23 protein-coding genes and 1 riboswitch are annotated in these 22,693 nt (G+C 54.8%); of the genes, 11 read left to right on the top strand and 12 right to left on the bottom strand.

Features of this window, described 5'->3' with window-relative positions; genetic code table 11:
- Nucleotide 1: 1 nt before the first annotated feature.
- From ureC to plsY, 5 genes are all read right to left on the bottom strand, one after another.
- A complete protein-coding gene (gene ureC / locus EHN07_RS01415) occupies nucleotides 2-1,705 on the bottom strand; it encodes an urease subunit alpha (protein WP_124022436.1) in 1,704 nt (567 codons plus the stop codon).
- Nucleotides 1,698-2,012, bottom strand: coding sequence for an urease subunit beta (locus EHN07_RS01410; protein WP_124022435.1), 315 nt, complete (start codon nucleotides 2,010-2,012; stop codon nucleotides 1,698-1,700). The genes ureC and EHN07_RS01410 overlap by 8 nt, the downstream gene beginning before the upstream one ends.
- A gap of 10 nt (nucleotides 2,013-2,022) precedes the next feature.
- A complete protein-coding gene (locus EHN07_RS01405) occupies nucleotides 2,023-2,325 on the bottom strand; it encodes an urease subunit gamma (RefSeq protein ID WP_124022434.1) in 303 nt (100 codons plus the stop codon).
- Between the two features lie 10 nt (nucleotides 2,326-2,335).
- Nucleotides 2,336-3,163 carry an urease accessory protein UreD gene (locus EHN07_RS01400; protein ID WP_124022433.1) on the bottom strand — a complete coding sequence of 276 codons (828 nt, stop codon included), beginning with the start codon at nucleotides 3,161-3,163 and terminating at the stop codon, nucleotides 2,336-2,338.
- A 134-nt stretch (nucleotides 3,164-3,297) separates the two neighbouring features.
- Nucleotides 3,298-3,912, bottom strand: coding sequence for a glycerol-3-phosphate 1-O-acyltransferase PlsY (gene plsY, locus EHN07_RS01395; RefSeq protein ID WP_124022432.1), 615 nt, complete (start codon nucleotides 3,910-3,912; stop codon nucleotides 3,298-3,300).
- A gap of 107 nt (nucleotides 3,913-4,019) precedes the next feature.
- On the opposite strand from plsY, the gene folB reads away from it, so the two are divergent.
- Both folB and bacA read left to right on the top strand, forming a co-directional pair.
- Nucleotides 4,020-4,388: a bifunctional dihydroneopterin aldolase/7,8-dihydroneopterin epimerase gene (gene folB / locus EHN07_RS01390; RefSeq protein ID WP_124022431.1), complete on the top strand. Its 369-nt coding sequence runs from the start codon at nucleotides 4,020-4,022 to the stop codon at nucleotides 4,386-4,388.
- A gap of 107 nt (nucleotides 4,389-4,495) precedes the next feature.
- Nucleotides 4,496-5,314: an undecaprenyl-diphosphate phosphatase gene (gene bacA / locus EHN07_RS01385; RefSeq protein ID WP_124022430.1), complete on the top strand. Its 819-nt coding sequence runs from the start codon at nucleotides 4,496-4,498 to the stop codon at nucleotides 5,312-5,314.
- Between the two features lie 77 nt (nucleotides 5,315-5,391).
- On the opposite strand, the gene EHN07_RS01380 is transcribed toward bacA, so the two are convergent.
- Together EHN07_RS01380 and EHN07_RS01375 are read right to left on the bottom strand one after the other, a co-directional pair.
- A complete protein-coding gene (locus EHN07_RS01380; protein ID WP_124022429.1) occupies nucleotides 5,392-6,639 on the bottom strand; it encodes a multifunctional CCA addition/repair protein in 1,248 nt (415 codons plus the stop codon).
- Nucleotides 6,640-6,706: 67 nt separating this feature from the next.
- Nucleotides 6,707-7,327, bottom strand: coding sequence for a TIGR04211 family SH3 domain-containing protein (locus EHN07_RS01375; protein WP_124022428.1), 621 nt, complete (start codon nucleotides 7,325-7,327; stop codon nucleotides 6,707-6,709).
- Between the two features lie 243 nt (nucleotides 7,328-7,570).
- Here EHN07_RS01375 and EHN07_RS01370 point away from each other — a divergent pair, with 243 nt between their 5' ends.
- Genes EHN07_RS01370 through hldE form a run of 3 tightly spaced genes read left to right on the top strand, consistent with a single transcriptional unit; the run spans nucleotide 7,571 to nucleotide 13,232 of the window.
- Entirely contained in the window at nucleotides 7,571-8,869 is a 1,299-nt protein-coding gene (locus EHN07_RS01370) for a CYTH domain-containing protein (protein WP_124022427.1), read from the top strand.
- A gap of 27 nt (nucleotides 8,870-8,896) precedes the next feature.
- Nucleotides 8,897-11,746, top strand: coding sequence for a bifunctional [glutamate--ammonia ligase]-adenylyl-L-tyrosine phosphorylase/[glutamate--ammonia-ligase] adenylyltransferase (gene glnE, locus EHN07_RS01365; protein WP_124022458.1), 2,850 nt, complete (start codon nucleotides 8,897-8,899; stop codon nucleotides 11,744-11,746).
- Between the two features lie 55 nt (nucleotides 11,747-11,801).
- On the top strand, nucleotides 11,802-13,232 hold the full coding sequence (hldE, locus tag EHN07_RS01360; RefSeq protein WP_124022426.1) for a bifunctional D-glycero-beta-D-manno-heptose-7-phosphate kinase/D-glycero-beta-D-manno-heptose 1-phosphate adenylyltransferase HldE: 1,431 nt from the start codon (nucleotides 11,802-11,804) through the stop codon (nucleotides 13,230-13,232).
- 42 nt (nucleotides 13,233-13,274) lie between these two features.
- Here the strand turns inward: hldE and ubiK are convergent, their stop codons facing one another.
- The gene (gene ubiK / locus EHN07_RS01355; protein ID WP_124022425.1) at nucleotides 13,275-13,562 is read right to left on the bottom strand and encodes a ubiquinone biosynthesis accessory factor UbiK; all 288 of its coding nucleotides are present in this window, start codon (nucleotides 13,560-13,562) and stop codon (nucleotides 13,275-13,277) included.
- Between the two features lie 133 nt (nucleotides 13,563-13,695).
- A riboswitch (FMN riboswitch) is annotated at nucleotides 13,696-13,843 on the top strand.
- Nucleotides 13,844-13,941: 98 nt separating this feature from the next.
- Here ubiK and ribB point away from each other — a divergent pair.
- Nucleotides 13,942-14,595, top strand: coding sequence for a 3,4-dihydroxy-2-butanone-4-phosphate synthase (ribB, locus tag EHN07_RS01350; RefSeq protein WP_124022424.1), 654 nt, complete (start codon nucleotides 13,942-13,944; stop codon nucleotides 14,593-14,595).
- A gap of 123 nt (nucleotides 14,596-14,718) precedes the next feature.
- Here ribB and zupT read toward each other — a convergent pair whose 3' ends face one another.
- Nucleotides 14,719-15,486, bottom strand: a complete 768-nt coding sequence (gene zupT, locus EHN07_RS01345; protein WP_124022423.1) for a zinc transporter ZupT — start codon at nucleotides 15,484-15,486, stop codon at nucleotides 14,719-14,721.
- A 187-nt stretch (nucleotides 15,487-15,673) separates the two neighbouring features.
- Here zupT and ygiD point away from each other — a divergent pair, with 187 nt between their 5' ends.
- Nucleotides 15,674-16,462: a 4,5-DOPA-extradiol-dioxygenase gene (gene ygiD / locus EHN07_RS01340; protein ID WP_167467259.1), complete on the top strand. Its 789-nt coding sequence runs from the start codon at nucleotides 15,674-15,676 to the stop codon at nucleotides 16,460-16,462.
- A gap of 40 nt (nucleotides 16,463-16,502) precedes the next feature.
- Here the strand turns inward: ygiD and EHN07_RS01335 are convergent, their stop codons facing one another.
- The 3 genes from EHN07_RS01335 to tolC form a co-directional block, all read right to left on the bottom strand.
- The gene (locus EHN07_RS01335; RefSeq protein WP_124022421.1) at nucleotides 16,503-17,663 is read right to left on the bottom strand and encodes a glutathionylspermidine synthase family protein; all 1,161 of its coding nucleotides are present in this window, start codon (nucleotides 17,661-17,663) and stop codon (nucleotides 16,503-16,505) included.
- Nucleotides 17,664-17,669: 6 nt separating this feature from the next.
- Nucleotides 17,670-18,344: a DUF1190 family protein gene (locus EHN07_RS01330; RefSeq protein ID WP_124022420.1), complete on the bottom strand. Its 675-nt coding sequence runs from the start codon at nucleotides 18,342-18,344 to the stop codon at nucleotides 17,670-17,672.
- A 169-nt stretch (nucleotides 18,345-18,513) separates the two neighbouring features.
- Nucleotides 18,514-19,989 carry an outer membrane channel protein TolC gene (gene tolC, locus EHN07_RS01325; protein ID WP_124022419.1) on the bottom strand — a complete coding sequence of 492 codons (1,476 nt, stop codon included), beginning with the start codon at nucleotides 19,987-19,989 and terminating at the stop codon, nucleotides 18,514-18,516.
- A gap of 211 nt (nucleotides 19,990-20,200) precedes the next feature.
- Here tolC and nudF point away from each other — a divergent pair, with 211 nt between their 5' ends.
- The 4 genes from nudF to yqiA are packed head-to-tail and all read left to right on the top strand — an operon-like array spanning nucleotide 20,201 to nucleotide 22,686.
- The gene (gene nudF / locus EHN07_RS01320; RefSeq protein ID WP_124022418.1) at nucleotides 20,201-20,833 is read left to right on the top strand and encodes an ADP-ribose diphosphatase; all 633 of its coding nucleotides are present in this window, start codon (nucleotides 20,201-20,203) and stop codon (nucleotides 20,831-20,833) included.
- Nucleotides 20,834-20,835: 2 nt separating this feature from the next.
- The gene (locus EHN07_RS01315; protein WP_124022417.1) at nucleotides 20,836-21,258 is read left to right on the top strand and encodes a DUF1249 family protein; all 423 of its coding nucleotides are present in this window, start codon (nucleotides 20,836-20,838) and stop codon (nucleotides 21,256-21,258) included.
- A gap of 25 nt (nucleotides 21,259-21,283) precedes the next feature.
- Nucleotides 21,284-22,111: a 3',5'-cyclic-AMP phosphodiesterase gene (gene cpdA, locus EHN07_RS01310; protein WP_124022416.1), complete on the top strand. Its 828-nt coding sequence runs from the start codon at nucleotides 21,284-21,286 to the stop codon at nucleotides 22,109-22,111.
- The gene (yqiA, locus tag EHN07_RS01305; protein WP_124022415.1) at nucleotides 22,111-22,686 is read left to right on the top strand and encodes an esterase YqiA; all 576 of its coding nucleotides are present in this window, start codon (nucleotides 22,111-22,113) and stop codon (nucleotides 22,684-22,686) included. The genes cpdA and yqiA overlap by 1 nt, the downstream gene beginning before the upstream one ends.
- The last annotated feature ends 7 nt before the right edge of the window (nucleotides 22,687-22,693 follow it).

The raw sequence follows: 22,693 nt of genomic DNA, 5'->3' as shown, positions 1-22,693 counted from the left end.
CTCAAAACAGAAAATAGCGTTGTGCCATCGGCAAAACCTCTGCCGGTTCGCTGGTAATCAGTTCGCCGTCGACACGTACCTCGTAGGTTTGTGAGTCAACGGTGATATTCGGCTGTAAATCGTTATGGATCATGTCGGCCTTTTTCACCGTCCGGCAGCCTTTCACTAACGCGATTGCGCTCTGCAAATTAAGCTGCTGCGGGATGCCATTTGCATGGGCTGCCTGTGAGATAAACGTCAGACGCGTTGCGTGGCGCGCCCCGCCCAGCGTGCCGAACATCGGGCGGTAATGCACCGGCTGGGGCGTAGGAATTGAGGCGTTGATATCTCCCATCGGCGCGCAGGCGATCATCCCGCCTTTAACGATGGTGGCGGGTTTGACGCCAAAGAATGCTGGCGACCATACCACCAGATCCGCCAGTTTGCCCGCTTCAATCGATCCCACTTCATGGGCGATGCCGTGGGTCAGCGCCGGGTTGATGGTGTATTTGGCGACGTAGCGCTTCACGCGGAAGTTGTCGTTATCGCCCGTCTCTTCCGGCAGCGCGCCGCGCTGTACTTTCATGCGATGCGCAACCTGCCAGGTGCGAATAATCACTTCTCCCACGCGACCCATTGCCTGAGAATCTGACGAGGTAAGCGAGAATGCGCCGATATCGTGCAGCACGTCTTCAGCGGCGATGGTCTCCCGGCGAATGCGGGATTCAGCAAAAGCCACGTCCTCAGGGATATCTGGATCGAGGTGGTGACAGACCATCAGCATGTCCAGATGCTCGTCGATGGTGTTTACCGTGTAGGGCAGCGTCGGGTTGGTGGAGGAGGGCAGAATATTTGGATGTGAACAGGCAGTGATGATATCCGGCGCATGGCCGCCACCCGCGCCTTCGGTGTGGAAGGTGTGGATGGTGCGCCCGCCGATAGCTGCCAGCGTATCTTCGACGAACCCGGATTCGTTCAGGGTGTCGCTGTGCAGCGCCACCTGAATATCCATCTCTTCGGCCACCTCCAGTGAGCAGTTAATGGCGGCAGGCGTTGCGCCCCAGTCTTCATGGATCTTCAGCCCGATAGCACCCGCTGCGATCTGCTCGCGTAGGGCATCAGGGTTAGAACCGTTACCTTTGCCGAGCAGGCCGATATTCACCGGTAATGTATCGGCCGCCTGCAACATTCGCGCGATATACCAGGGCCCTGGCGTACAGGTCGTGGCGTTGGTGCCTGCCGCAGGGCCCGTGCCCCCGCCAATCATCGTGGTGACACCAGAGACCAGCGCCTCTTCCGCCTGCTGCGGACAGATCCAGTGGATGTGGGTGTCGATCCCGCCGGCGGTAACGATCTTCCCTTCGGCGGCGATCGCTTCCGTCGCCGCGCCAATCGGGATCGTCACGCCGGGCTGAATATCCGGGTTCCCGGCTTTGCCGATAGCAAAAATCCGCCCGTTTTTAACGCCGATATCCGCTTTCACGATCCCCCAGTGATCGACAATCAGCGCGTTGGTGAGCACCAAATCCACGCAGTCGTCGGCGGTCATCTGCCCCTGGCCCATGCCGTCGCGGATCACTTTTCCGCCGCCGAACTTGACCTCTTCGCCGTAGATCGTGAGATCGTCTTCCACTTCGATCCACAGCTCGCTGTCGGCCAGTCGCACTTTATCGCCGGTGGTGGGGCCGAACATATCGGCATAAGCCTGACGGGAAATCTCAGCCATTTTTCACCTCTCCCATTATCTCGCCGCGAAAGCCGAATATGCGCTGTGCGCCCGCCATCAGAACCAGCGTCACTTCCCGTTTCTGGCCGGGTTCAAAGCGCACGGCGGTACCTGCCGGAATATTCAGCCGGTAGCCTCGGGTGGCTTCCCGGTCGAACTTCAGCGCCGGGTTGACCTCGTAAAAGTGGTAGTGCGATCCCACCTGGATCGGTCTGTCGCCGTGGTTTTCGACGATCGCTCGCCGGGTTTCTCGCCCGACGTTGATGGCAATGTTTCCTGACTGGATCTGGTATTCGCCTGGGATCATCACGCGCTCCTTACAAGATCGGGTTATGGACGGTGACGAGCTTGGATCCGTCCGGGAAGGTGGCTTCCACCTGAATATCCGGGATCATCTCCGACACACCCTCCATCACCTGGTCGCGCGTCAGGACGTGGCGGCCCGCTTCCATCAGTGAGGCGACGGTTTCGCCATCACGAGCGCCTTCCATAATAAAGGCGCTGATCAGCGCGACCGATTCCGGGTAATTGAGTTTTACCCCACGCGCAAGGCGGCGCTCGGCAACCAGCGCGGCGGTAAACAGCAATAACTTGTCTTTTTCTCTGGGGGTCAGTTCCATAACGTTTCTCTTATGTCTGCCAGATACGCGGCGAGCAGGCGGTTTTGGTGGTCAGAAGCGGGCGAAGCGACTGCCAGATATCGCGCATCACCCGCTGGCAAATCAGGTTGTCGTCGGAGAGAAAACGCACCGACAGCAGATCGTCGGTGAGCGTCGCTCCGGAAAAGTTTTCTAACGACGTAAGCCGCTCGCGCACTGTGTCGAGATGTTCTTCTCTTGCCGGATAGAACAACAGCGTGCCGATCCACGGATGCCCGGCGACGGGCGTAAGATCGCCCTCGCGAAGATGCAGCCGCTCAATCAGACGCGGTTCGTCATCCACCCACACCTCAAGGCGGCTCTCCAGCGTGCCGTGGTTGAAGGTTTCGTTTATCACCGGGCGGCCCAGACAGTACAACTCCCACGCCAGCAGCGTGCTGGTGGCGTGCAGGTGAAAGATGGAATGCAGCGCGACGTTCGCACCGGGAAAGATAATGGTGTCCTGCGGCAGCCACTCCAGCATGGCATCTTCGTGGAGATAAAAATGCTGGTTCAGACGAGCCTGCGGACCGCTGCTGCGATAGAACTTACTGGCACCGGGCATGGTGATAAGCGCGTGGCTTTTGGCGTCCAGCCTAACGGAAATATCCAGCGTATCGCCGCCCACAATTCCGCCAGGGGGATGCAGCAGATAGAGGTGGCAGGTTTCGCCTTCGGGATAAAACGGACGCTGAACGGTAAGTGGCCCAATGTGATGAGCAGAGTGCAGGAGGGTTTTCTCAGGGGTGTGACAAAACTGCAGGGCAAGCGATGCCTGCCAGCCTTTATACGTATTATCAGTGACCTGAGCTGCTAACATGCTGCATCCATCTGCTCATTATCGGGGGCATTTCAGTATGCCCTGGCAGAAATGAAGGCTATCATATGAGTCTCTTATGGATAAAAAATCGGCTCATGTGAGCTGGTTTGTGAGATTAAGGCATAACGAACGGGTTATTTAGCGTCTTTCTTCTTACGCTTGAGCTTCGTCCAGATCTTCGTTTCCTTACGTCGCCACAGGCGTTGAATATTATCGTGATGGCGCATCAAAATCAGACACGAGAGCATCGCGACCGGGAAGGTGAATTGCGGTTTGAACCACCAGACGTAGAACGGGGCGATCAGCGCGCTGATGATGGCGCCCAGAGAGGAGTAACCGCTCAGTAACACGCTCAACAGCCAGGTTCCCGCCATCACGCCGGTTAAATCCCAGCCGATGGGGGCGATTGCGCCAAAGGCTGTCGCCACACCTTTGCCACCGTGGAAATGAAAGAACACCGGCCAGATATGGCCAAGGCAGGCGGCGATGGCAATAAGCCCCAGCCAGAACGGCGTCACGCCGAGTTCGTAAGCTACCCAGACGGGTAACATTCCTTTGAGAACGTCAAAAATCAGTACCGTTACGGCTGCACCTTTACCGCCAAGTCGTAAGACGTTGGTCGCACCTGGGTTGCCGGAGCCGTTGAGTCGGGGATCGGGCAGGCCGGCAACCCGGCAGACCAGAATGGCGCTAGAAATTGAGCCGCAAAGATACGCAAGCAGGATCATGCCAGGCGCGATTGCACTCATAACGCTGTTCCATTTTGAAAGTGTCGTTGTATTCTCTGCATCTGTGGATAATACGCATATTTCGCCGGAAGTGGTATCTGGCGTGACTAAAAACCGGGCAGGGCGCGATGGATATTGTATTTATAGAGCAACTTACGGTCATCACCACGATTGGTGTTTATGACTGGGAACAGACTATCTCCCAGAAGCTGGTATTGGATATCGAAATGGCATGGGATAACCGCCAGGCGGCCAGCAGCGACGATGTAAACGATTGTCTGAGCTACGCTGATGTCAGCGAAGCGGTCATCAATCATGTTTCAGGCGGCCGTTTTGCGCTGGTGGAACGCGTGGCTGAAGAGGTCGCTCAGCTGTTGTTGACCCGCTTTAACTCGCCCTGGGTGCGCTTAAAAGTCAGCAAGCCTGGTGCTGTAGCGCAGGCAGCAAACGTCGGGGTTGTGATTGAGCGTGGCGCTAATCCGAAAGCCGATAAATAAATTTAGATTTGTTAAACCAAATCCTGGCAAGCTGGTCATAACTGTCATCTTTTCGCGGCAGGTGCCGCTTTTTTTATGTTCGTTTTTAGGGGTTAGAGGATTTATTAATGAGCGATCTGCACTCGTTAGTTATTGCTGCAATTCTTGGCGTCGTTGAAGGACTAACGGAGTTTTTACCTGTCTCGTCTACCGGCCATATGATTATCGTCGGCCACCTGCTGGGTTTCGAGGGTGATAAGGCGAAAACCTTTGAGGTCGTCATCCAGCTAGGTTCCATTCTGGCTGTCGTCGTGATGTTCTGGCGCCGCCTGTTTGGCCTTATTGGTATTCATTTTGGCCGTAAGCCTCACGAGGGGGAAGGGAAAGGACGGCTGTCGCTGATCCATATTCTGCTGGGCATGGCGCCAGCCGTGGTTCTGGGGCTAATTTTCCACGACACCATCAAATCGCTCTTTAACCCGATAAACGTGATGTATGCGCTGGTGGTGGGCGGCGTGCTGCTGATTGCCGCAGAGTTGCTCAAACCGAAAGAACCGCGCGCGGTGGGCATTGATGACATGACCTATCGCCAGGCATTTATCATTGGCTGTTTCCAGTGTCTGGCTCTGTGGCCGGGCTTCTCTCGTTCTGGTGCGACAATTTCAGGCGGGATGTTAATGGGCGTCAGCCGTTACGCGGCTTCAGAATTCTCTTTCCTGCTGGCGGTGCCCATGATGATGGGAGCCACGGTGCTGGATGTGTACAAGAGCATCGGCTTCCTGACCATGGCTGATTTGCCCATGTTTGCGGTTGGCTTTATTACCGCATTTATTGTGGCGCTGATTGCGATTAAAACCTTCCTGCAAATTATTAAGCGAATCTCCTTTATTCCATTTGCGATTTATCGTTTTGCGGTTGCTGCAGCAGTTTATTTCGTCTTCTTTTAACGCTGACCACAAAAAAGCCACTCAAAATGAGCGGCTTTTTTGTGGGGTTTTACTCCCCGCTTTTAGCCGGGCGGCAGTCAGTTAGCGCCTGGCGTAACCAGTCCGGCTTCTTTTTTCCAGGCTTCCACAGCGGCAATACGGCGACGAGTAAGCTCATTGCGAATCGCCGGGCCGCTGAATCCAGCATCGAGCACTTCTTTATTCGTCACGCTTTGCGCCGCAACCCACGCTGCCCGCAGCAGACGGCCCTGCGGGTAGTCGCTGGCTTCAAAACCGGTGCGCCCACGGGCATCCGCTTCGCTGGTTAATGCCACTTGCTCAACGCGATGTGGCTTACGCCATGCGTCGATAGCATCGAACAGTTTGACGATAGTCTTTGGCTGCAAAATCGAAATCGTATGGATCAGGTCGTGATATTCGGCAACCAGCCGGGCAAGATCACGAATTTCATTGGGGACGCGCAGGCGCTGGCACATTTGTTCAACCAGTTTAACGCCTGCCGGACCATGCCCATGATGGCGCGGCCAGAACTCTTTGGGCGTTAATCCTTTTCCCAGATCGTGGCACAGCGTAGCAAAACGCACGTCTACTTCCGGGCTGAGCTGTGCGGCAATCGCCAGCGTCATCAAAATGTGAATGCCGGTGTCGATTTCCGGGTGCCATTTTTCAGGTGCCGGCACGCCAAACAGCGCATCGATTTCCGGGAATAGCACCTTCAGCGCGCCACATTTGCGCAGCACATCGAAATAAACCTGCGGGTTACGGCTGGTGAGCGCATTTTCCGTCTCTTTCCAGACTCGCTCGGGGGTGAGGTGTTCAAGCTCGCCGTTAGCGGTCATCGAAGACATCAGCGCCATGGTTTCCGGGGCAATCTGGAAACTGAGGTGTGCATAACGGGCCGCAAAACGCGCGACGCGCAGAACACGTAGCGGGTCTTCATTGAAAGCGGGTGAGACATGGCGCAGCAGGCGTTTTTCAATATCGGCCCGCCCGTCGAACGGGTCGATAAACTCGCCGTCTTCGCTTCGGGCAATGGCGTTGATCGTCAGGTCACGGCGCAGCAGGTCCTGCTCAAGCGTGACATCAGGCGCGGCATAACAGGTAAAACCGGTATAGCCCAGGCCTGATTTACGCTCGGTGCGCGCCAGGGCGTACTCTTCACGCGACTGAGGGTGCAGGAAGACCGGAAAATCTTTCCCGACCTGCTGGAAGCCTGCATCGAGCATTTCCTGCGGCGTGGCTCCCACCACGACCCAATCTTTATCTTTAACCGGTATTCTCAACAACCCATCACGCACCGCACCACCGACCAGATAAATCTTCACCCTTTAACGCCCCTGCATCTGTTGACCAATAAAGATATTTGCTAAGTGTAGGATACAGGGTGGCGAATCAGTTCATCCAGCGGTCTTTCTTCTTACGGCTTGGGATCATGTGAGGCAGCAGCAGTCCAAGCAGCAGACCGAAACCGGCGACGCCGCCACCGTACATAAACCATTGCATAATAATGGCGCGTTGCTTGTCATCAAGCTGCACGTTCGCGGCATCAACTTTCTTTTTCGCCACGATTAACTGATTTTTAAGCTGTTGATTTTCTTCTTTCAGCGCGGTAATCACGCTATCGCTCTGCGCCACTTTTTGCTGCATATCAGCGGTGCGCTGATTCCAGGTGGTGTCGATATTCGTGAGTTTGTCAGTCAGCGTTTTGACCTGGTTTTCAAGAGCCGGCACGCGAATACGCAGGCTTGGCGAGGTGCTTAACTGAGCCAGTGGGATCCAGGAGGTGCGACCATCACTATCACGCACCTGGCCATACTTAGTTTCTTCATTGCTCTGCAGCAGGGTGACTTCTTCACCCGCATTCACGGTGCCGAGCAGGCGATAATTATCCCCGGGACCACTACGCACCCAGGTATTCAATTCGTCAGAGACGTAACGTTTTTCATCGGCATGAGCCACAACAGAAACGCTAAGCGAGAGCAAAGTAAGGCAAATTAGGCGGAATTTGTGCATGATTTCGTCATTATTGTCATAAATAGTGGAACGATAGTAGTGGCATCAGTCTGACGGCGCAATCCGTAAACCTGAATGGGAATCATCCTGGTGTGAATCTGACCCACTACTCGCGGCTGACGGCCCGTCAAAATACGCGCCGCTCATGGTAATTTGGCGAAAAATATTATCTACTGACCGCCATTAAACGATTAAGTTCTGCGGGCGTCAGCCCGATGTGACCCAACTAAAAGTAAAAAGACGATGACTCAGGAAATCGAACTCAAGTTTATTGTGAATCCCGCTGAGCTGGATGCACTGCGTAACACCTTAAACGCGCTGGAAAGCGAGCACGCTGAACCTCGCCAGTTGCTCAATATCTATTATGAAACCGCCGACAACCAGCTGCGCCGCCATGATATGGGGCTGCGTATTCGCGGCGATAACGGCCGCTATGAAATGACGCTGAAAATCGCAGGCCGCGTGACCGGTGGGCTGCATCAGCGCCCGGAATACAACGTTGAGCTGGCTTCACCGGAACTGGCGCTGGCGCAGTTCCCGGCAGAAGTCTGGCCGGAAGGCGTCTTCGCTGATGAGTTACAGGCACAGCTTAACCCGCTGTTCAGCACTGATTTTGCGCGCGAGAAGTGGGTTGTGACCCATGGGAAAAGTCGTATCGAACTGGCGCTGGACCAGGGCGAGGTAAAAGCGGGTGAGCTGGCTGAACCCCTGTGCGAGCTGGAGCTTGAATTACTGGCAGGCGAAACGGCAGACCTGCTGGCTTTTGCCAGACAGCTGGTTGCACAACCGGGGTTACGTCAGGGTAGCCTGAGCAAAGCTGCGCGCGGCTATCACCTGGCGCACGGTAATGCGGAACGTGAAATCAAACCGTTAACCGTTCTGCGCGTTGCACCAAAAGCCACGGTAGAACAGGGGCTGGAAGGTTCGCTGGAGCTGGCGCTCAACCACTGGCAATACCACGAAGAACTCTGGTTGCGTGGCAACGGCAAGGCGAAAGCTCAGGTACTGGAAGCGGTTGGTCTGGTGCGCCACGCGCTGGCGCTATTCGGCGGTATCATTCCCCGTAAGGCCAGCACGCAATTACGCGAGCTGACAGCCGCTTATGAAGCCATGCTGGCATCGGCGCTTAAAGCGCCCGAGCTGGCTTTCAGCGTCGAAAGCAGCCAGGCCAAACTGGCTCTGACCGCATGGCTGGTTGGACGCGAATGGCAGCCATTTACTGACGAAAAAGCTAACGTCAAACTGGCGGGGTCGTTTAAACGTTTTGCCGATACCCATCTTTCGCGCCACGCCGCAGAACTAAAAGAAACGTTCCAGCGCCCGTTAGGCGATAGCTATGCCGATCAGCTACCGCGCCTGGCGCGCGAAACCGGCTCTATTCGCCTGCTGGCGGGAGTGTATGAAGAGGCGAAAACCCAGCCGTGGCTGGAAAACTGGCAGGGGCTGCGCCATGCGATTGTGACTCGCCAGCAGGTTGAGATTGAACATTATCGTAATGAAGCTATTTCGCAGGCGCCTTTCTGGCTGCATAGCGGAAAATAACCATCGTTTCTAAGGGATACGACCATGATGTCGCAAGCGCCACTTTTAGATCAGCATTTGCAGGCGGCGCTGGCGCGTCTGCCACAAGAGATTGACCGCCAGGCCCTGAGCTCTGAGGCTCAGGCCGTGCTGGCGTTTAGTGATTTTGTTTGTGACAGCATGGCGGCTCATCCCGTATGGCTTGCGGAACTGGAGCAATCTCCTCCGCAGGCCGACGAATGGCAGCATTACGCCGCCTGGCTACAGGAAGAGTTGCAGGGTGTTAACAGTGAGCCTGCATTAATGACGGCGCTGCGCCTGTTCCGCCGCCGCATCATGGTGCGAATCGCCTGGGCGCAGGCGTTGCAGCTCTCTGTGACCGAAAGCTCTCTTCAGCAGCTTAGTGCGCTGGCCGAAACCCTGATTATTGCCGCCCGCGACTGGCTGTATGCCGCGTGTTGTCGTGAATGGGGCACGCCCTGTAATGCGGCTGGTGTCGCACAGCCGCTAATGATCCTCGGAATGGGGAAGCTGGGCGGCGGCGAGCTGAACTTCTCCTCTGATATTGACCTGATTTTTGCCTGGCCGGAAAACGGCTCCACGCAAGGCGGGCGGCGCGAGCTGGATAACGCACAGTTCTTTACTCGCCTCGGGCAACGCCTGATTAAAGTGCTGGATCAGCCGACGCAGGACGGCTTTGTTTATCGCGTCGACATGCGCCTGCGTCCGTTTGGCGACAGCGGCCCGCTGGTGCTGAGCTATGCCGCACTAGAAGATTATTACCAGGAGCAAGGGCGCGACTGGGAACGCTACGCGATGGTGAAAGCCCGTATTATGGGCGATACCGGTGACGCGTGGAGCCAGGAGCTACGCAATATGCTGCGGCCGTTTGTCTTCCGCCGCTATATCGATTTCAGCGTTATTCAATCGCTGCGTAACATGAAAGGGATGATCGCCCGTGAAGTGCGGCGCCGTGGGCTGACGGACAACATTAAGCTCGGTGCAGGCGGCATCCGCGAAACCGAGTTTATCGTGCAGGTTTTCCAGCTAATTCGCGGCGGGCGCGAACCCTCGCTACAGTCCCGCTCTTTACTGCCCACTCTTGAAGCGATCCAGCAATTGCACCTGTTACCGGAAGGTGATGCGGATAAATTGAAAGCGGCTTATCTCTATTTGCGCCGCCTCGAAAACCTGCTGCAAAGCATCAATGACGAGCAGACCCAAACGCTGCCGGGTGATGAGCTCAACCGCGCGCGTCTGGCGTGGGGTATGAATTTAGCCACCTGGGATGAACTGCAACAGGCCCTGCAACAGCATATGAATGCGGTGCGCCAGGTGTTTAACGAACTGATTGGCGATGATGAGCCGGAGCCGGGGGAAGATAAGCTCGCGGAGGCCTGGCGCGAACTGTGGCTGGATGCGCAGGATGCCGATGATAATACGCCGGTGCTGGAGCATTTAACGCCGCAGGCGCGTGCTGAAGTCTTACGGCTGGTGAGCGATTTCCGCCAGGATACCGACAAGCGCACTATTGGCCCGCGTGGCCGTCAGGTGCTGGATCAACTGATGCCGCGCCTGCTGTGTGAAGCCTGCTCACGCAACGATGCGCCGCTGCCGTTATCGCGCTTAACGCCGTTGCTGCTCGGCATTGTCACGCGTACCACTTACCTCGAGCTGCTGACGGAATATCCCGGCGCGCTAAAACACCTGATTACGCTGTGCGCCGCTTCGCCGATGATTGCCAGCCAGCTAGCGCGTTACCCGATCCTGCTCGACGAGCTTCTCGACCCGAATACGCTTTATCAACCGACTGCCACCGATGCCTACCGCGACGAGCTGCGCCAGTATTTATTACGGGTGCCGGAAGAGGATGAAGAGCAGCAGCTCGAAGCCCTGCGCCAGTTTAAGCAGGCGCAGCTGCTGCGCGTGGCGGCGGCCGATATCACCGGCACGCTTCCGGTAATGAAAGTGAGCGACCACCTGACCTGGCTTGCCGAAGCGATGATCGATGCGGTGGTTCAGCAGGCGTGGGCACAGATGGTGATTCGCTACGGCCAGCCAAAACATCTGCACAACCGCGAAGGGCGCGGTTTTGCGGTGGTGGGTTACGGCAAGCTCGGCGGCTGGGAGCTGGGCTACAGTTCCGATCTGGACCTGGTTTTCCTGCACGATTGCCCATCCGATGTGATGACCGACGGCGAGCGTGAAATTGACGGTCGCCAGTTCTATTTGCGCCTTGCACAACGCGTAATGCACCTGTTCAGTACCCGCACCTCATCAGGCATTTTGTATGAAGTGGATGCGCGCCTGCGCCCCTCCGGGGCTGCGGGAATGCTGGTGACAACCGTCGAAGCTTTTGCTGATTACCAGCAAAATGAAGCCTGGACCTGGGAGCATCAGGCTCTGGTGCGCGCCCGTATCGTGTATGGCGATCCGCAGCTGAAACACCAATTTGATGCCGTTCGCCGTCAGATTTTATCTCTGCCACGCGCAGGTGAAAAGCTGCAGACCGAGGTGCGTGAAATGCGTGCAAAAATGCGCGCGCATTTAGGCGGTAAACATCGCGATCGCTTTGATATTAAAGCAGATGAAGGCGGAATTACCGATATTGAATTTATCACTCAATATCTGGTGTTGCGTTATGCGGCGCAGGCTCCAAAACTGACTCGCTGGTCTGATAACGTGCGCATCCTGGCGCTAATGGCGCAAAATGACATCATGAGCGATGATGAAGCGAAAGCATTGACCCATGCTTATGTCACGCTACGCGATGAGCTTCATCACCTGGCGTTGCAGGAACTGCCGGGCAATGTGGCCATGGATACGTTCACTCAGGAACGCGAACAGGTCCTGACAAGCTGGCACAGGTGGCTCAGCGAGCCGCAAACACGCGCCTGAGATAAATTGTGATATTATCCGCGACAAAATTTTATCCCTCTCTGGAGAGTCAGGAATGAAAGTAACGCTGCCCGAATACAGCCGTGCAGGCGTCATGGTAGTTGGTGATGTGATGCTGGATCGCTACTGGTATGGCCCTACAAGCCGCATCTCCCCGGAAGCGCCGGTACCAGTGGTAAAGGTCGACAACATTGAAGAACGGCCTGGTGGCGCTGCAAACGTGGCAATGAACATTGCTTCGCTGGGAGCGAACTCACGTCTGGTAGGCCTGACGGGTATTGACGATGCCGCGCGCGCGCTCAGCCAAACGCTGGCTGGCGTAAACGTTAAGTGCGATTTTGTGTCGGTGCCGACTCATCCGACCATTACCAAGCTGCGCGTGCTTTCCCGTAACCAGCAGCTGATCCGTCTCGACTTTGAAGAAGGTTTTGCAGGCGTTGACCCGGAGCCGTTGCACGAGCGCATTAGCCAGGCGCTGCCACATATTGGCGCACTGGTGCTTTCTGACTACGCAAAAGGCGCGCTGGCGAGCGTTCAGCACATGATTGGCCTTGCCCGTGCCGCTAACGTGCCGGTATTGATCGATCCGAAAGGCACTGATTTTAATCGTTATCGCGGCGCGACGCTGCTGACACCAAACCTCTCCGAGTTTGAAGCGGTGGTGGGCAAGTGCCATAACGATGAAGAGCTGGTGGCACGGGGTATGAAGCTGATTGCTGAATACGATCTTTGCGCACTGCTGATCACCCGTTCCGAACACGGTATGACGCTGTTGCAGCCGGGGATCGAGCCGTTCCATCTGCCGACTCAGGCGCAGGAAGTTTACGATGTGACCGGTGCGGGGGATACCGTTATTGGCGTGCTGGCGGCAACGCTTGCCGCGGGCAATACCCTTGAAGAAGCGTGCTACTTTGCCAATGCGGCGGCAGGCGTGGTCGTCGGTAAACTGGGTACGTCTACCGTTTCCCCGATCGAGCTGGAAAACGCCGTGCGTGGCCGCGCTGATTCTGGTTTCGGCGTCATGACTGAAGCAGAGCTGAAAGTCGCTGTTGCTGCGGCGCGTAAGCGCGGTGAGAAAGTCGTAATGACCAACGGCGTGTTCGATATTCTTCATGCCGGCCACGTTTCTTATCTGGCAAACGCGCGCAGGCTTGGCGATCGCCTGATTGTTGCGGTCAACAGCGATGCTTCCACTAAACGGCTGAAAGGTGAAACTCGCCCGGTAAATCCGCAGGATCAGCGTATGATCGTGTTAGGCGCTCTGGAAGCGGTGGACTGGGTGGTACCGTTTGAAGAAGACACGCCGCAGCGCTTAATTGGCGAAATTTTGCCTGATTTGCTGGTCAAGGGCGGTGATTACAAACCGGATGATATTGCCGGGAGTAAAGAGGTCTGGGCCAACGGCGGCGACGTGATGGTGCTGAACTTTGAGGATGGTTGCTCAACCACCAACATAATTAAGAAGATTCAGAACCACGAAGCTTAAAAAAAGCGCCCCGTTTATCATGTATCATGACGGGGCTTTTTTTTACATATGAGGTTCAGCTGGCGGCGTTGCTTCTGGCGCTGCCTGAACGCTACGGCTTTCCAGCTCAGTCAAACGCTGTTCCAGTAACGCCAGTTTTTCACGAGTACGCAGCAACACCTGCGTCTGCACATCAAACTCTTCACGGCTAACCAGATCCAGACGCGTGAGCTGCGACTGCAAAATCTGACGAACTTTCTTCTCGACATCATCTCCGAACTCACGAATCCCTTTCGGCATTGACTCGTGGACCTGGCGTGCGATCTGTTCAATTTTTTTCGGGTCAATCATAGCGGCTTCCATAATCTACGGGATTGTCTTACGGTATTGGCATTAATTGTAATGCCTGTGCGGCTCCTTAGAAACCCGAAATGTTCTAAGCTTTGGCGTTGCCAGAGAAAATCATCGGCGTTATAGTAAGTCTGCTTATTCTCAGGGCGGGGTGTAACTCCCCACCGGCGGTAAATCAGCGCACGCTGAAAGCCCGCGAGCGCTCCAGAGCAATCTGGAGGTCAGCAGATCCGGTGTAATTCCGGGGCCGACGGTTATAGTCCGGATGGGAGAGAGTAACGACCAAGCTCAAGCTTTAGTTAGCCTGCTCACGTTATTTTTATAGCTCCTAAGACCGCCCTGATTCTGGTAACCATAATGTTAATGAGGTTTTTTTACCATGAATCAGACGCTCCTTTCTGCATTTGGCACTCCTGAACAACGCGTAGAACATGCTCTTGAAGCATTGCGTGAAGGTCGTGGAGTCATGGTTCTTGACGATGAAGATCGCGAGAACGAAGGCGACATGATTTTTCCGGCCGAAACCATGACCGTTGAGCAAATGGCGCTGACCATTCGCCACGGCAGCGGTATTGTCTGTCTGTGCCTGACTGAAGAACGCCGTAAACAGCTCGAACTGCCCATGATGGTTGAGAACAATACCAGTGCTTATGGCACCGGGTTTACTGTGACTATCGAAGCGGCAAGCGGGGTGACGACCGGCGTTTCTGCCGCTGACCGTATTACTACCGTGCGTGCCGCCATTGCCGATGGCGCAAAGCCAGGCGACCTGAACCGCCCGGGCCATGTGTTCCCGCTGCGTGCTCAGCCGGGCGGCGTGTTAACTCGCGGCGGCCATACGGAAGCCACTATCGATCTGGTTACGCTTGCCGGTTTTAAACCTGCCGGCGTGCTGTGCGAATTGACCAACGATGATGGCAGCATGGCGCGTGCGCCAGAGTGCATCACCTTTGCCCGCCTGCACAATATGGCCGTGGTGACGATTGAAGATCTGGTGAAATACCGCCAGGCTCACGAACGCAAAGCCAGCTAAAAAATAAAAAGCCCGGTTTTTTACACCGGGCTGAGATTGATGATAAGAGAAGGGAAGACGTGGTTTTTCCTTCTCTTTGATAATTAGCCGAAAGCCACGAGCTTTGTCATCGGTCCAGTTTTTTCAACCAATGCCGCTGGTTTGCAGCAGTGTCAGGCTAAACCCCATTACCGCCATACCGCAAAGCACGCCATAGCTCGGGTTGTTATGCGGGTCGATCTCTTTGGCAAGCGGCATCAACTCATCCACCGATAGCGCCACCATAATACCTGCCACCGCCGCCATAATCGCCGCCATCACGACGGGCGATACCATAGTGCCCAAAATCAACCATGCCAGCACGCCGCCCAGAATTTCTGCCAGCCCTGAAATCCCGGCCCAGAAAATAGCTTTGCGTTTCGAGCCCGTGGCCGCGTATACCGGGCCTGCAACGGCCAGCCCTTCAGGAATATTGTGCAGGGCCACCGCCAGCGCAATTCCCATGCCCAGCTCCAGATTACTGCTGGCCGTGACAAAGGTGGCAACCCCTTCCGGGAAGTTATGCAGGCTAATGCCGAGCGTCAGCAACAGCGCGGTGCGCCGTAAATTCCGCGGCTGCGGTTTGCGGTCCATTAAATCTTGCGGATGCGCATGGGGCAGGGCGCGGTCAAGGGCGAAATAGCCCAGCAAACCCAGCATAAACATGCCGTAGCCCAATACAGGCGACATTCCTTCGGTATGAAGCGCGGCGGGCAGCATCTCCATCAGCGAGATAAGCAGCATAATGCCCGCGGCAAAACCTAGGGAAAATGCCAGCACGCGGTTTGACGGCTTCTGGCCGAGTACGCCAAGCAAGGCACCAATAAAAGTGGCTCCCCCTGCTAACAGGGTCAGAATCAAAGGTACTGACATCTATTGCTCCTTTTGATAATTATTCTCATTTATATTAATGGGCGAGGCGATAAAAATCGAGAGCCGGAGATGAAGCTTTACTCAGCGCTTACATTCAAATTTCCTGAAGATCTTCATCATACTTATCCGAGTTTCTGATGACGTAAAAACGCGTACTGTGGTGTTTATAAACCTCAAGGACATCATCATGACAACTCAACGTATGCCTGCACTATTTCTTGGACACGGAAGCCCCATGAACGTGCTGGAAGATAATCACTATACCCGCGCATGGCATCATTTGGGAGAAACCTTACTGCGACCAAAAGCGATTGTGGTGGTCTCCGCGCACTGGTTCACGAAAGGCACGGGCGTGACGGCCATGGAAACACCAAAAACTATCCATGACTTCGCTGGTTTCCCGCAGGCGCTCTATGATACGCATTATCCCGCGCCGGGTTCGCCCGAGCTTGCCCGGCAGCTGGTTGAGTTGCTGGCACCGGTTCCGGTGACGCAGGACCAGGAGGCCTGGGGCTTTGACCACGGTTGCTGGGGCGTGCTGATCAAAATGTATCCGAATGCGGATATTCCCATGGTACAGCTTAGTATTGATAGCACGAAACCGGCAGCCTGGCATTTTGAAATAGGGCGCAGGCTGGCAACGCTGCGCGAACAGGGCATTATGCTGATTGCCAGCGGCAACGTGGTTCATAACCTCCGTACCGTCCGCTGGCACGGTGAAAATACGCCGTATCCGTGGGCTGAGTCGTTTAACCAGTACGTGAAAGATAACCTCGCATGGTCTGGGCCTGTAGCCGAACACCCGCTGGTGAACTATTTACAACACGAAGCTGGCTCGTTATCTAACCCCACGCCGGATCACTATTTGCCGCTGTTGTATGTGCTGGGGACGTGGGATGGTCAAGAGCCGATAACGCTACCGGTTGATGGGATAGAGATGGGGTCGTTGAGTATGCTTTCGGTGCAAATTGGCTGAGATAGATTGCCCCTTTCCTGATGGGAGAGGGGCAATCAAATTACTCTACAAACACATGCGGGTAGAAACGTGAAAGATCCTGAGTGATTAATTCCCGATCTTCACGAATGCCGATCCCGGCGGGTTGATCGTTGATAAGCCAACTGCCGATCAGCACATAGCTGTCGCCAAATTTAGGCAACGGATAGAATTCCTGCACGATCATGCCTTCTTCGCCGTACGGGCCATCAACACGGGCAATTTCTGCGCCGTTTTCGATGATTTTCACGTTCGCCCCTTCGCGCGAGAAGATAGGCTTCACCACGTACTTATCCATCTGCGGATAGCTATCTTCGGCGAAATAAGCGGGTAGCAAATTTGGATGATCCGGGAACATTTCCCACAGCATTGGCAGCAAAGCTTTGTTGGAGATAATGCTCTTCCAGGCAGGCTCCAGCCAGCGTACGCCCGCGTCTTCAAGCTTGGTGGAGAACATCTCACGCAGCATAAATTCCCACGGATAGAGCTTGAACAGGTTACTGATGACCTGATCCTGCAAATCGGTGAACTGGCCTTTCTCGCCCAGGCCAATATCTTCCATATAGACGAATTCGCTGGCCACTTCCGCTTCGGCTGCACAATCCTGTAAATACTGGACGGTACCGCGATCTTCAACCGTGTCCTGGCAGCAGGCAAAATGCACCAGGTTAAAGCCGTGCTGCTGTTTTAATTCAGCAAAACGCTCGATGATCTTCTCTTGCAGGCTGTTGAACTGATCGCTTCCCTCAGGCAGATTGCCCGCCTGAATCTGATCTTCCAGCCAGATCCACTGGAAGAAGGCGGCTTCATATAAAGAGGTTGGCGTATCGGCGTTATTTTCCAGAAGCTTAGGTTCGCCAACGCCATCCCATGCGATATCAAGACGCGAATAGAGTGAAGGCTGTTGCGAAGCCCATGACTGGCGCACAAACTCCCAGGTGTGTTTAGGAATGCGGAATTTAGCTAACAGCTCATCGCTGCTCACCACTTTTTCCACCACCTTCAGGCACATCTGGTGCAGCTCTGCGGTCACTTCTTCCAGGCGTTCAACCTGCGGCAGCGTCAGCTGGTAATAGGCGTCTTCACACCAGTACGGTTCGCCGTACATGGTGTGAAAGTTGAAACCGTACTCTGTGGCTTTCTCGCGCCAGTCCGGGCGCTCGGTAATCGCAATTCTTTCCATTATTTATTAGCCACCCATGGAGCGAGAAGAACCCGTTGCGCTGTTGCTGCGCTGCATGGTCGATTGTTTCGCCACTGAATCACCGAAGCCACCGCGGGTTACCGTGCTGGTGGTTGCAGGTTTTGGTGCCAGCGCGCTTTTCGGGACGGTAGCGGTACGGCCTGGCGTTGCTGCGCCGTAGCTTTTACCGCTGGCATCGGCATATTTGCCGTAAGCCGGGCTGGCCGGGTTTTTGGAGGTGAACAGAGGTTGCTGCGCGAAGCCCGCACCGCCGCCCATCAGACGCCCCATCATGTAGCCTGCCATCAGTGGCATCCAGAAGCTGCCGCTTTGCTGCGGCTGAGCCTGAGCTTGTTCACCTGCCATACTTGCCTGGGCAGGGGCTTGTTGACACTGGCCTTCACCAAATTCGGCAATACACTCTTCGCGCGAAGCATATTTCGGCGCGGTACGTTCTGCTTCCTTCAGCGCGCTGTTAAAAGCAGTGGTACATTCGGCGCTTTTGCCCGGGTTTGCCTGTGAACAGTCATCCGCGTTTTGATACATGGAGACGGTTTCGTCGTTTTGTTCGCAACCGGCAAGCATAAACACCGCGGTAACCGCCAGCGCGACCGGTGTCAGATGGCGAGCGTTCCAGCTTTTGCGGAACGTTGCGTGATTTATGATTTTTGTCCGTTTCATTGTTCTGTCCTGGGCCCAAAGGAGTGAAGCTAATATGGTGTTTAGAATAGGGGATGAATGGTTGAAATTAAAGCGATGACGGCTGTTTGCCGGGGGATCTTTACGTTGCCTTACGTTAAAAGGCTCAAGTTGTGACGGGGGCAGGTTGCCATGCCCCCGAAAACCACGATCAGTTACCGAATGGGTTAGCTGATTTGCTGCCTGTTGCTGATGCCGGAGTGGCTTTTGCAGGCGTTGCAGTGGCTGCGGCCGTATAACCATCGGCACGAGCATTCTGGTCTGGCGTTTCAGGTGCAACGCTGTCTGCGGTGGTTGGTACTGGTTTACCCAATGCGCCGTTTAACGCCATCAGATCCTGTTCGTTAAGCGTCCCCAACGCTGATTTAATATTCAGCTGGTTGATCAGGTAGTTATAACGAGCGCTGGAGAGCTGCTGCTTCGCGTTATACAGCGTGGTGGTTGCATCCAACACATCAACGATGGTGCGCGTCCCCACGGAATAACCGGCTTCCATCGCATCCAGCGAGCTTTGCGCAGAAACAACCGCTTGTTTGTAAGCGTTAATGGTACTGATAGAGGCATTCACGTTGTTAAACGAAGAACGAACCGTTTGCACCACGCTACGATGCGCGCTTTCCAGCTGTTCACTGGCACCAACAAAGTTGTATTGCGCCTGTTTCACCTGCGAGGTAACAGCACCGCCGCTATACAATGGCAGCGAGAAGTTGAGGCCGACTTTGTTCTGCCCCATATTGCTGTCGTTATACGCCTGGCTGTTGGTGGTTTTAGAGCCGCTGTAGGTGGTGTCAGAAACCCCCGTCGACGCAGTTAAACCAACCGTCGGCATATGGCCAGTTTCAGCATAGCGAATCTGCTCGCGAGCTAAATCCTGAGACAGGCGTGCCTGCAATAGCGCCAGGTTACGTTTTTCCGCCTCTTTCAGCAGATTATTCACGCTGTCAGGTTTGTCGGTTTTGAAGCCGTCGACATTTAATGACGCAAGCGACGGATAGTAATTTCCGGTGACCTGACGCAGCGTTTCTACCGCGTTATCCAGATTATTACGCGCCGTCACTTCGTTCGCTAATACATTATCGTATTGCGCACGGGCGTTTTGTACGTCGGTGATCGCCACCAGACCTACGTTAAAGCGCTGAGTCGTTTGGTCCAGTTGGCGATAAATAGCCTGTTTCTGCGCTTCGGTATAGGAGAGGGCGTCAATGGCGCTAAGCACGTTAAAATAGGCTGTCGCGGTGTTCAGAATCAGCGTTTGCTGGTCGGTTTGATAGGTCACGTCCTGGATACCCGCGGACTTCTCTTGCAGCGTCAGGGCGCGCCATTTCGACATATCAAAAATGGTTTGTGTTAACTGTAAAGAGGCGCTGGCGACATTGGAATCGATGCCTTTCATATCACGATAGCCATTGCTGTAGTTATAATCGGCGCCAAGGCCGAGCTGTGGCAGTAATGGGCTGCGTGTTTCATTAATTTTTTCGAATGCGGCATCACGATCGGCGGCGGATTTACGCAAATCCGGGTTGCTTAAACGTGCCTGCTGATAAACCTGCATCAGGTTTTCTGCCTGGCTCATGGCGCTGAAACCCGTTAGGCTCAGACCGATAAGAATGGGGAGCAGTTTCTTCATTTGCATTCCTTGTTGTGAAGCAGAATTTGTTTGTCAGCGCGGATTGAGCCGAAACGATCGCCGATTCTAGCAGAGACTGCCCGTTCGGCGGCTTGGCGTAATGTGCCATCTGCCTTTATTTTTCATCAATCTACCATATAGAAAGTGAAGCAGCAGCTAAACTGGCTTGCCATTACGCACTTCATACGCATAAAAATATCAGGGAATCATCATGACGCAGCAAAATGCTCAACTTGTCACGTTAGGTAAAAACGATGTTGAAATTATTGCACGGGAAACGCTTTATAGCGGATTTTTTTCACTGGATCTTTATCGTTTTCGCCATCGCTTGTTTAATGGCGAAATGAGTGGTGAAGTTCGCCGTGAAATTTTAGAACGCGGGCACGCCGCAGTGCTGCTACCCTATGACCCTGTGCGAGACGAAGTGGTGTTGATAGAACAGATTCGGATTGCCGCCTACGACACCAGCGAGAGTCCATGGTTGCTGGAACTGGTCGCGGGGATGATCGAAGAGGGTGAAAGCGTCGAAGACGTTGCGCGCCGTGAAGCGGTTGAAGAAGCGGGGTTGTTTGTCGGTCGCACCAAACCGGTTATCAACTACCTGGCCAGCCCCGGTGGAACCAGCGAGCGTTCTTCTATCCTTGTGGGGGAAGTGGACGCTAAAAATGCGCAGGGCATACATGGTCTGGCGGATGAGAATGAAGATATTCGAGTTCATGTCGTGAGCCGGGAGGAGGCTTATCAATTAGTCGAAGAAGGGAAAATCGATAACGCGGCTTCAGTCATCGCCCTGCTTTGGCTGCAATTGCATCATGAGAAATTAAGAGCAGAGTGGAATAACTAAACATGAAGCGCTACACCCCTGACTTTCCGGAAATGATGCGCCTGTGCGAGACAAATTTTGCACAACTACGACGTCTGCTTCCTCGTCATGATGAGGTGGGTGAAAACATCACTTATCAGGTCAGTAGCGCCCAATATCGGCTGGCTATTGTTGAGTCGACACGTTACACCACGCTGGTGCAAATTGAACAAACGGCCCCGGCAGTGAGCTACTGGAGCCTGCCGTCGATGTCAGTCAGGCTCTATCATGATGCGATGGTCGCGGAAGTGTGTTCAAGCCAGCAGATCTTCCGCTTTAAAGCGCGCTATGATTATCCTAATAAAAAGTTGCATCAGCGCGACGAAAAGCATCAAATTAACCAGTTTCTGGCCGATTGGCTGCGTTATTGTTTGGCGCATGGAGCGATGGCGGTTCCGGTTTGTTAGTGAGGGTGAAACCTAAGGACACCATTTGGAAAGCCTGTTAAATCTTCCTGTGGCCGGTGGGGGCCAGATCAGGATCTTGCAAATTACCGATACCCACCTGTTTTCTGGAAAGAACGAAACGCTGCTTGGCATCAATACCTGGATGAGTTATCAGGCGGTTATCGAGGCCATCCTTGCCCAACAGCGTCATTGCGATCTGGTTATTGCCACGGGGGATTTAGCCCAGGACCACAGCGCGCAAGCCTACCAGCACTTTGCTGAAGGCATTGCGGAAATCCCCGCGCCCTGTGTTTGGCTCCCCGGCAATCACGATTTCCAGCCGGCGATGTTTAGCTCGCTGCTGGAAGCGGGGATCTCGCCGGCAAAACAGGTTTTCCTGGGCGATAGCTGGCAGGTTTTACTGCTGGACAGCCAGGTGTTTGGCGTCCCCCATGGCGAACTGAGCGACTACCAGCTCGAGTGGCTGGAGCGCAAGCTCGCCGGTGCACCTGAGCGCCACACTCTGCTGCTGCTGCATCATCATCCTGTTCCGGCTGGCTGTAGCTGGCTTGACCAGCATAGCCTGCGCAACGCCGCCGAGCTGGATGATGTGCTGCAAAAATTCCCAAAAGTGAAAACCCTGGTCTGTGGGCATATCCATCAGGAGTTAGATCTCGACTGGAATGGCCGCCGTATGCTGGCAACCCCGTCGACCTGCATCCAGTTCAAACCGCACTGCGCCAACTTCACGCTCGACACTATTGAGCCCGGCTGGCGCTGGCTGGATCTGCACCCGAGTGGTGAAGTGACGACGGAGGTTTGTCGCCTGCAGGGTGCGGTGTTTAATCCAGATATCGCGTCGGAAGGGTATTGATGTCAACGCTACTTTATCTACACGGCTTCAATAGTTCGCCGCATTCTGCCAAGGCCGCCGGCTTACAAAAGTGGCTGGCGCAGAACCATCCGCACATCAAAGTGATGGTGCCGGAACTGCCGCCGTATCCTGCGGATGCGGCAGAGCTGTTGGAGTCGCTGGTGCTGGAGCACGGCGGTGAACCGCTGGGGGTGGTCGGCTCGTCGCTGGGCGGCTATTACGCCACCTGGCTGTCGCAGTGTTTTATGCTGCCTGCGGTGGTGGTTAACCCGGCGGTTCGGCCGTTTGAACTGCTGGCCGATTATCTTGGCCGCAACGAGAACCCCTACACCGGGCAGCAATATGTGCTAGAGTCTCGCCATATTTACGATCTTAAAGTCATGCAGGTTGACCCGTTAGATTCGCCAGATCTCATCTGGTTGTTGCAACAAACGGGTGACGAAGTGCTCGATTATCGCCAGGCGGTTGCGTATTACACCTCCTGTCGCCAGACGGTTGAATCCGGCGGTAATCACGCCTTTGTAGGCTTCGAAGATTATTTCACCCAGATCGTCGACTTCCTTGGCCTGAACTGAGCCTGAT

The sequence above is a fragment of the Buttiauxella warmboldiae genome, from assembly GCF_003818135.1.
Taxonomy (GTDB): domain Bacteria; phylum Pseudomonadota; class Gammaproteobacteria; order Enterobacterales; family Enterobacteriaceae; genus Buttiauxella; species Buttiauxella warmboldiae.
The sequence above is the reverse complement of the archived record's forward strand: the minus strand, read 5'-3'. Positions and strand labels throughout refer to the sequence as shown.

What these genes read in the sequence shown, in the direction of transcription:
- EHN07_RS01375 (WP_124022428.1), bottom strand. Translation starts at nt 7,327, where the DNA reads ATGCACAAATTCCGCCTAATTTGCCTTACTTTGCTCTCGCTTAGCGTT.
- yqiA (WP_124022415.1), top strand. Translation starts at nt 22,111, where the DNA reads ATGTCAACGCTACTTTATCTACACGGCTTCAATAGTTCGCCGCATTCT.
- EHN07_RS01335 (WP_124022421.1), bottom strand. Translation starts at nt 17,663, where the DNA reads ATGGAAAGAATTGCGATTACCGAGCGCCCGGACTGGCGCGAGAAAGCC.
- ygiD (WP_167467259.1), top strand. Translation starts at nt 15,674, where the DNA reads ATGACAACTCAACGTATGCCTGCACTATTTCTTGGACACGGAAGCCCC.
- ureC (WP_124022436.1), bottom strand. Translation starts at nt 1,705, where the DNA reads ATGGCTGAGATTTCCCGTCAGGCTTATGCCGATATGTTCGGCCCCACC.
- nudF (WP_124022418.1), top strand. Translation starts at nt 20,201, where the DNA reads ATGACGCAGCAAAATGCTCAACTTGTCACGTTAGGTAAAAACGATGTT.
- EHN07_RS01370 (WP_124022427.1), top strand. Translation starts at nt 7,571, where the DNA reads ATGACTCAGGAAATCGAACTCAAGTTTATTGTGAATCCCGCTGAGCTG.
- glnE (WP_124022458.1), top strand. Translation starts at nt 8,897, where the DNA reads ATGTCGCAAGCGCCACTTTTAGATCAGCATTTGCAGGCGGCGCTGGCG.
- EHN07_RS01330 (WP_124022420.1), bottom strand. Translation starts at nt 18,344, where the DNA reads ATGAAACGGACAAAAATCATAAATCACGCAACGTTCCGCAAAAGCTGG.
- EHN07_RS01315 (WP_124022417.1), top strand. Translation starts at nt 20,836, where the DNA reads ATGAAGCGCTACACCCCTGACTTTCCGGAAATGATGCGCCTGTGCGAG.
- EHN07_RS01405 (WP_124022434.1), bottom strand. Translation starts at nt 2,325, where the DNA reads ATGGAACTGACCCCCAGAGAAAAAGACAAGTTATTGCTGTTTACCGCC.
- tolC (WP_124022419.1), bottom strand. Translation starts at nt 19,989, where the DNA reads ATGAAGAAACTGCTCCCCATTCTTATCGGTCTGAGCCTAACGGGTTTC.
- ubiK (WP_124022425.1), bottom strand. Translation starts at nt 13,562, where the DNA reads ATGATTGACCCGAAAAAAATTGAACAGATCGCACGCCAGGTCCACGAG.
- hldE (WP_124022426.1), top strand. Translation starts at nt 11,802, where the DNA reads ATGAAAGTAACGCTGCCCGAATACAGCCGTGCAGGCGTCATGGTAGTT.
- EHN07_RS01410 (WP_124022435.1), bottom strand. Translation starts at nt 2,012, where the DNA reads ATGATCCCAGGCGAATACCAGATCCAGTCAGGAAACATTGCCATCAAC.
- EHN07_RS01400 (WP_124022433.1), bottom strand. Translation starts at nt 3,163, where the DNA reads ATGTTAGCAGCTCAGGTCACTGATAATACGTATAAAGGCTGGCAGGCA.
- folB (WP_124022431.1), top strand. Translation starts at nt 4,020, where the DNA reads ATGGATATTGTATTTATAGAGCAACTTACGGTCATCACCACGATTGGT.
- bacA (WP_124022430.1), top strand. Translation starts at nt 4,496, where the DNA reads ATGAGCGATCTGCACTCGTTAGTTATTGCTGCAATTCTTGGCGTCGTT.
- ribB (WP_124022424.1), top strand. Translation starts at nt 13,942, where the DNA reads ATGAATCAGACGCTCCTTTCTGCATTTGGCACTCCTGAACAACGCGTA.
- plsY (WP_124022432.1), bottom strand. Translation starts at nt 3,912, where the DNA reads ATGAGTGCAATCGCGCCTGGCATGATCCTGCTTGCGTATCTTTGCGGC.
- zupT (WP_124022423.1), bottom strand. Translation starts at nt 15,486, where the DNA reads ATGTCAGTACCTTTGATTCTGACCCTGTTAGCAGGGGGAGCCACTTTT.